The organism is Streptomyces olivochromogenes, from assembly GCF_021538895.1.
Taxonomy (GTDB): Bacteria; Actinomycetota; Actinomycetes; order Streptomycetales; family Streptomycetaceae; genus Streptomyces; species Streptomyces olivochromogenes_A.
On sequence record NZ_JADDRL010000227.1, the window covers coordinates 1 to 5,990 of the forward strand.

Below are 5,990 nucleotides of genomic sequence, written 5' to 3' on the forward strand. Positions count from 1 at the left end.
TGGCCGCCCGCTCCGTCCGGCTGGCGCTGTGCTTCTGCCCGCTCCTGCTCGTCGCGGTGTGGGGGCTGACCAACCAGCGCGTCATGTACGAGGGCGCGGTCCGGCTGACCACCGCCGACCCCTGGTGGCTGCTGGCCGGGCTCGGCTTCACCTGCCTCGGCTGGGTCGCCGCCTCGTGCGTACGGCAGGGTGCCCTGCCGGAGCGGCTTCCGCCGGGCCTGCTGCTGGCCTCGCAGTTCGCCGCCGGTGCCGCGAACCACGCGCTGCCCGCCGGCATCGGCGCCCACGCCGTCACCCTGCGTTTCCTGCGCGGGCGCGGCGTACCGCTCGACCGGGCCACCGCCTCGCTCGCCCTGTACTCACTGGTGAAGCCCATCGCCAAGACGCTGGTGCTGCTGGTGTTCGTCGCGGTCTCCCCGGCCGGGAGGCGGCTCGGCGAACTGATCCCGGACGCGCGCATCCTGCTGGTAGCGGCCATCGCCCTGACCGTCGCCGCCCTGGTCCTCGCGGTCGTACGTCCGCTGCGCCGCCCCGTGACGGGTCTGCTGCGCACCGCCCTCGCCGACGCCCGGCTGCTGCACTCCCGGCCCTGCCGGGTGCTCGCCCTGTGGGGCGGGGCCGCCGCGATGCCGCTGCTGCAGGCGTGCACGGTGGCGTCGGTCGGGGCCGCGCTGGGGCTGCCGGTGCCCTGGCCGGAGGTGGTCGTCGCGTTTCTGGCCGCGGGCACCGCCGTCGGAGCGGTCCCCGCGCCCGGCGGCCTTGCCGTGGACGCGGCGCTGGTGTTCACGCTGGCCGCGTTCGGCTCCCCGGTGGCGGTGGCCACGGCCACCGTCATCGGCTTCCGGGTCCTGACGGACTGGCTGCCGCTGCTGCCCGGCGCCCTGGTGCTCTCCGCGTTGATCCGCTCCAAGGTGCTCTGAGGGCCGGTTCTCCGAGGGCGGGTTCTCCGAGGGCGGGTTCAGTCCCGGCGGGCCACGAGGCGGTAGGCGTTCGACAGGCGGAGCCAGTGCGACAGGGGTCGTACGGCGAACCGGTCGACGAGCGTGCCCGCGACCAGGGCGGGCACGCCCGCCAGGAAGACGCCGGAGCGCAGGGCGCGCCGGAACGCGCCGGGGGGCTCGGCCAGCCACGGGGCGTCCTCGCGCGGGGCCGCGTGGTCGAGGGCGAGCCAGACGGCGGCGAGCAGGTCGACCGGGTCGTGCGGCTGCGCGTGCTGCTCCCCGACCACCGAGAAGCCCACCTCGGTCAGGCGGCGGCGCAGGTTGGCGACCGGCACGAAGTGCAGGTGCTGCGGCTGGAGCCAGGGCAGCCACCAGCGGCCCAGCAGGCGGGCGTAGCGGCTCTCCGGGTCCGGGACCTCGATGAGCAGGTGCCCGCCGGGGCGTACGACCTCGTGGGCGGCCCGCAGTTCGCGGTCCGGGTCGGTGCTGTGCTCCAGGTAGTGGAACATGCTCACCACGTCGTAGTGGGCGGCGAGGTCCGGTGCCAGGTCGGGGAAGGCGCCGCGGAAGCCGTGCTCCACCCGGCCCTCCCGTTCGGCGAGTGCCACGCCGTCGGTGAAGTCGAGGCCGTCGAACGCGGTGCCCGGCAGTACCTCGCGGGCGGCCTCGCAGAAGTGGCCGTGGCCGGTGCCGACGTCCAGCCAGTTCTTGGGGGTCGGGTCGTAGCGCAGCATCGCCTCGGCGCGGCCCCGGTACATCTTGGTCCGGCCGCCGAAGGTGCCGCCCATCCGCTGCTCGCCGAGGCCGTCGTAGAAGTCTCGGTAGTAGAACTCCAGGCCCGCCTCGTTCAGCCGCGGGTTCTGAAACGTGTGCCCGCACTCCGCGCAGCGGTCGAGCCCGAAGTCACCCGGCTTGTGCTGGAGCAGGTCGCCGGTCCGCAGCCGGGCGACGAGTTGGTCCGACCCGCACCAGGGACAGGTGGTGCGCCTGGGCTCGAAGAACCGCTCCACTCCGTCGGCCAGGTCCGCCCGGTAGCAGGGCCGCAGGGCGGCGATCCGCGCGGCTCGGTCGGCGGGCTCCGCGTCGTCGGCGGGGACGGTGGGCTGGATCTCGTCACTCATCGGGTCTCCACTCGTCGGCTCTCGGCTCATCGGCTCTTCGCTCACCGGCGACGCGGGGCACCGGCACTTCGCTGACCGGCGACGCTCGGGCACCGGCCCTTGGCTCACCGGCGACGTCTGGCACCGGCCCTTCCCTCACCGCTGGCACTCGGCACACCGGTCCTTGGCTCACCGGCGACGCTCGGGCACCGGCTCCTCGCACACCGCCGGCACTCGGGCACCGGCCCCTGCCCCACCGGCGACGCTCAGGCACCGGCCCCTGCCCCACCGGCGACGCTCGGGCACCCGCCGTTCCCTCACCGCCAGCACTCGGCACCCCCGGCTCTTGGCTCACCGGCTCTCGGTCGCTCCACTCGCCGCTTCCTCGGCTCGCCGCCTCGGCGCCCGGCTATGCCTCCCCCGCCGCCAGTCCCGCAAGGTGGCTCGCCGCTGCCGTGGCGCCTCCGGCCGTGCGGAACGCCGTGCGGATGCGGGCGGCGGCGGTGCGGTGGGCCGGGTCGTTCAGGAGGGTGTCGAGGGCCTCGCCCAGGCGGGCGGACGTGACGCGGCCGAACCTGACCCGCAGGCCCGCTCCCGCGTCGACGACCTGGGCCGCAACCACGGGCTGGTCGTCCCGGATGGGAGCGACGACGAGCGGAACGCCGTGCCACAGGGCCTCGCAGACCGTGTTGTGCCCGGCGTGACAGATCACGGCGTCGACCCGTTCCAGGAGCGGCAGTTGCGGGACGGTCGGCAGGATCAGTACGTCCTTGTCGTCGCCGCGTTCCGCCAGGGTGCCGCCGGGATCGACGAGCACCCCCTGCACCCGGTCGGCGCGTTCGCGCACCGCGGTGACGCACTCGGCGAGAAAGCGGCCTCCCGCGTCCGCGTTGGCCGTGCCGAGGGTCACCAGGACCTTCGACCGGCCGGGATCCAGCCACGCCCAGGGGAAGTCAGCCGCGGCGGGGCGGTCGGCGATCGAGGGGCCGACGTAGTGGATGTGCTCCCCCGTACGGGCCGTGGGCCCGACGAGCTCGGGCGTGCTGAACGCGAGGACCAGGTGGGGCGAGAACCGCGGGTCGGCGCCGCCCGCCGGGTCCCCGATCCGGCCGCGCAGCTCGTCGAGGCGCGCACCCAGCCAGGCCGCGACCTTGGGCATGCCGTCGTACACGTCGGTGAACTCGGCCGAGGTGGTGGCGGAGGTGGCCCAGGGCAGGCCGAGGCGCTCGGCCACCAGGGCGCCCGCGAAGGCCTGTTGGTCGGCCACGACCACGTCCGGCCGGTACTCCTCCACCGCCGCCCGCACCCCGGGGGCCATCGCGTCGGCGAGCGGCACCAGGTACCGCTCCCAGAGGAACTTCAGCGCCTCGGGGCCGCGCAGCCCGGGCGGCCGCTCGACACCGGCGACGCCCGCGCACGGGTACACGACCGCCCGCGCTCCGGCGAGCCGCCGTACCAGCCCGGGATCCGGGCAGGCCCAGGCCACCCGGTGCCCGCGCGCGGCGAGCCGGGCGGCCACGCCCACCGTCGGGTTGATGTGCCCGACCAGTGGCGGGACGGCGAACAGGAACCCGCTCACCGGGCCTCGGCCCCCACCGGCCGGATCCCGATCGCGGCGCGGATCAGCCCGAGGATGTGCGTGCCCACCGGCCCCGGGGCCTCCACCAGCACGGAGTGCTCGTGCCCGGGCAGTACGACGGACCGGAAGTCGGCGAGCAGCGTCTCCTTCAGGGACACCAGCTCCACCAGGTCCGAGTCGCCGCCGTAGACGCCGAGGACCGGGCACCGTACGGCCTTGATCTCGTCCTCGGTGAGCACCCGGCTGGCCGGGATGTCCCCGCCGAGGGTGGTCTCGCGGGCGAGCCGTGCCGCGCCCTTGGCCAGCCGGGCGGTGTTGTGGCTGCGGTGGGCGGTGATCCACGCGATCGCGTCCGGCTCGTTGTGCGCCAGCTCGGTGACCACGCGGCGCAGGATGCCGCCCAGTTTCGCCGCCCAGGTCGCGGTCGCCGGCTCCGACTCGATCAGGGTGAGGCTCGCCGTCCGGCCGGGGTGGCGGGCGGCCCAGCCGAAGGCGATGGTGCCGCCGTAGGAGTTGCCGACCAGGTGGACGGGGCCGGTGATGTCCAGCCGGTCGAGGAGAGCCTCCAGGTCGTCGATGTTGTGGTCGAGGGAGTAGCCGCTCGGGGGGCGTTCGCTGCGGCCGTGGCCGCGCAGGTCGTACATGACCACGTCGAGGCCCGCCACGGCGAAGCGGGGGGCCACGGTGAAGTAGTAGCTGGCCAGGCTGTCGGTGAGCAGCCCGTGCACCAGCACCACCGTGGCGACGGGGGTGCCGGCGTCCCGGGGACGCAGGCGCTGGACGTGCAGTCGGATCTCGCCGGTGTCGACGATCGCCATGCGTCAGCCCGCCTCGGCGGCCTTCAGGCTGTGCACGACGTACTCGACGAGCCTGCCGACGGTGAGTTCGATGATCTCCTCGAACTCCATGCCGGCCAGGAACTCGGCGAAGTTGACCCGGTCGCCGTACCGCTGCTCCAGGAGGCCCGCGAGGGTCACCAGGTCGATGCTCTCCAGCTCCAGGTCACGGTTGAAGGTGGTGGTCGTGCCGATCTCGACGTCGTCCTCGCCGTACTCCTCCAGGAGCGTCAGGAGCATGGCTCTGATGTCGGCGAGCACGGCCTCCTCGTCGGCATGCTCGGTGGTCGGGCGCGTGGGGTTCATCGGCCGTGCTCCTCTCCGTCGTCTTCCGCTTCGTCCGCTGCTTCCACTGGTTCCGTTTCTGGCACCGGTCCCGTCGTCCAGGCCACGACGTAGTCCCGGTCGGGCAGCGCGGGGGGATTGCGGACGGGTGCGCAGCGCACGCGGTACGCGCGCTCCAGGCGTCCGGTGACGAGCAGCCGGCTTCCGTCCGGCGTGACGTCGAGGACTTCGAAGTCCCGTGGGCGGCCGCCGAATCCGGTGCCCTCGGCCTTGGCGACCGCCTCCTTGGCGGCCCAGAACCGGGTGAACCACAGGGCCTCGCCGTTGCCGTCGCCGTCGGCGCCGTGGTCGCTGCCGCCGTCCGCGGCGCGGCGCTCGCGCAGCAGCCGCAGTTCGTCGGCGCCGAGGGCGGTGGCGAGGGCGGCGGGGTCGCGTGCGGTGACTTCTTCGAGGTCGATCCCGGGGCCGGGGCCGGATGTGTGCGGCCGTACGATCGCCACCGCGGCCTCGGCGCGGTGGGCGAGCGAGACGTCCAGCGGGGGCAGGGTCCTGCCGTTCACGCCGGTGACGTAGGGGCGGCCCATGTCGTCGTTGTGGACGCGGAGTTCGGCCGGGTAGACCGGTCCCTCGCCGTGCTCCCACAGCCAGCGGCGCACGGCGTCCTTGGCGGCGATCCGGCCGAGCAGCCACTGCCGGCGGCCGCGCGGCGCGTGTGCGGCGTACTCCGCGCGCTCGGTCCCGCCGAGCGAGTTGCGCATGATCAGCTCGCGGGAGGCGAGATCCGGCCAGCGCTCGTGGAGCAGCGACCAGCCGCCGGGACGGGCCTCGGAGAGGGTGTTGCGCTCCGGGAAGCGCTCGACCGGGCGGGTGTAGGGGTCGTTGTCGAAGCGGCGGTCCTGCCAGCCGGTGAGCTCGGCCCACACCCGGCCGGCGACGGTCAGCTCCACGTCCGCCTCCAGGACGGTGTCGGTGAGCGAGGTGATCCGTACCAGGCACTCGACCTCGGTCCCCGGGGCCGGGTGGGGTCCGTGGAAGCGCATCCGCCGCATCCCCACGGGGAAGACGACGGTGCGTTCGGTCCGGGTCGCCATGATCCAGTAGCCGAGCAGCTGGCCCACGTTGTCCAGCAGGGCCCCGGGGGCGGCCGGTGTCGTGATCACACCGCGGACGTGGGCGTCGCCGATGGCGCTGAGTTCGGTGACACCTTGGAAGGCCGGGCCGTGGAACATCCAGCGCTCGGCGTAGAGCT

General features: G+C 74.3%; 6 protein-coding genes. 1 reads left to right on the plus strand and 5 read right to left on the minus strand.

What is annotated here, in order from left to right:
* Positions 1–920 (plus strand): lysylphosphatidylglycerol synthase transmembrane domain-containing protein (locus IPZ69_RS46130; RefSeq protein ID WP_308407620.1); only part of this gene is annotated, 920 nt, incomplete at its 5' end.
* Between the two features lie 38 nt (positions 921–958).
* On the opposite strand, the gene IPZ69_RS46135 is transcribed toward IPZ69_RS46130, so the two are convergent.
* From IPZ69_RS46135 to IPZ69_RS46155, 5 genes are all read right to left on the minus strand, one after another.
* Positions 959–2,062 (minus strand): class I SAM-dependent methyltransferase, encoded by a 1,104-nt coding sequence (locus IPZ69_RS46135; RefSeq protein WP_235460909.1) that lies wholly within the window; start codon positions 2,060–2,062, stop codon positions 959–961.
* Between the two features lie 388 nt (positions 2,063–2,450).
* A complete protein-coding gene (locus IPZ69_RS46140; protein WP_235460910.1) occupies positions 2,451–3,620 on the minus strand; it encodes a glycosyltransferase in 1,170 nt (389 codons plus the stop codon).
* Complete coding sequence (locus IPZ69_RS46145) at positions 3,617–4,438, minus strand: alpha/beta fold hydrolase (RefSeq protein ID WP_235460911.1); 822 nt, start codon at positions 4,436–4,438, stop codon at positions 3,617–3,619. Before IPZ69_RS46145 ends, IPZ69_RS46140 begins: the two co-directional genes overlap by 4 nt.
* Before the next feature lie 3 nt (positions 4,439–4,441).
* Positions 4,442–4,762 carry an acyl carrier protein gene (locus tag IPZ69_RS46150; protein ID WP_235460912.1) on the minus strand — a complete coding sequence of 107 codons (321 nt, stop codon included), beginning with the start codon at positions 4,760–4,762 and terminating at the stop codon, positions 4,442–4,444.
* Positions 4,759–5,990 (minus strand): 4'-phosphopantetheinyl transferase superfamily protein (locus IPZ69_RS46155; protein ID WP_235460913.1); only part of this gene is annotated, 1,232 nt, incomplete at its 5' end. The genes IPZ69_RS46150 and IPZ69_RS46155, both read right to left, overlap by 4 nt.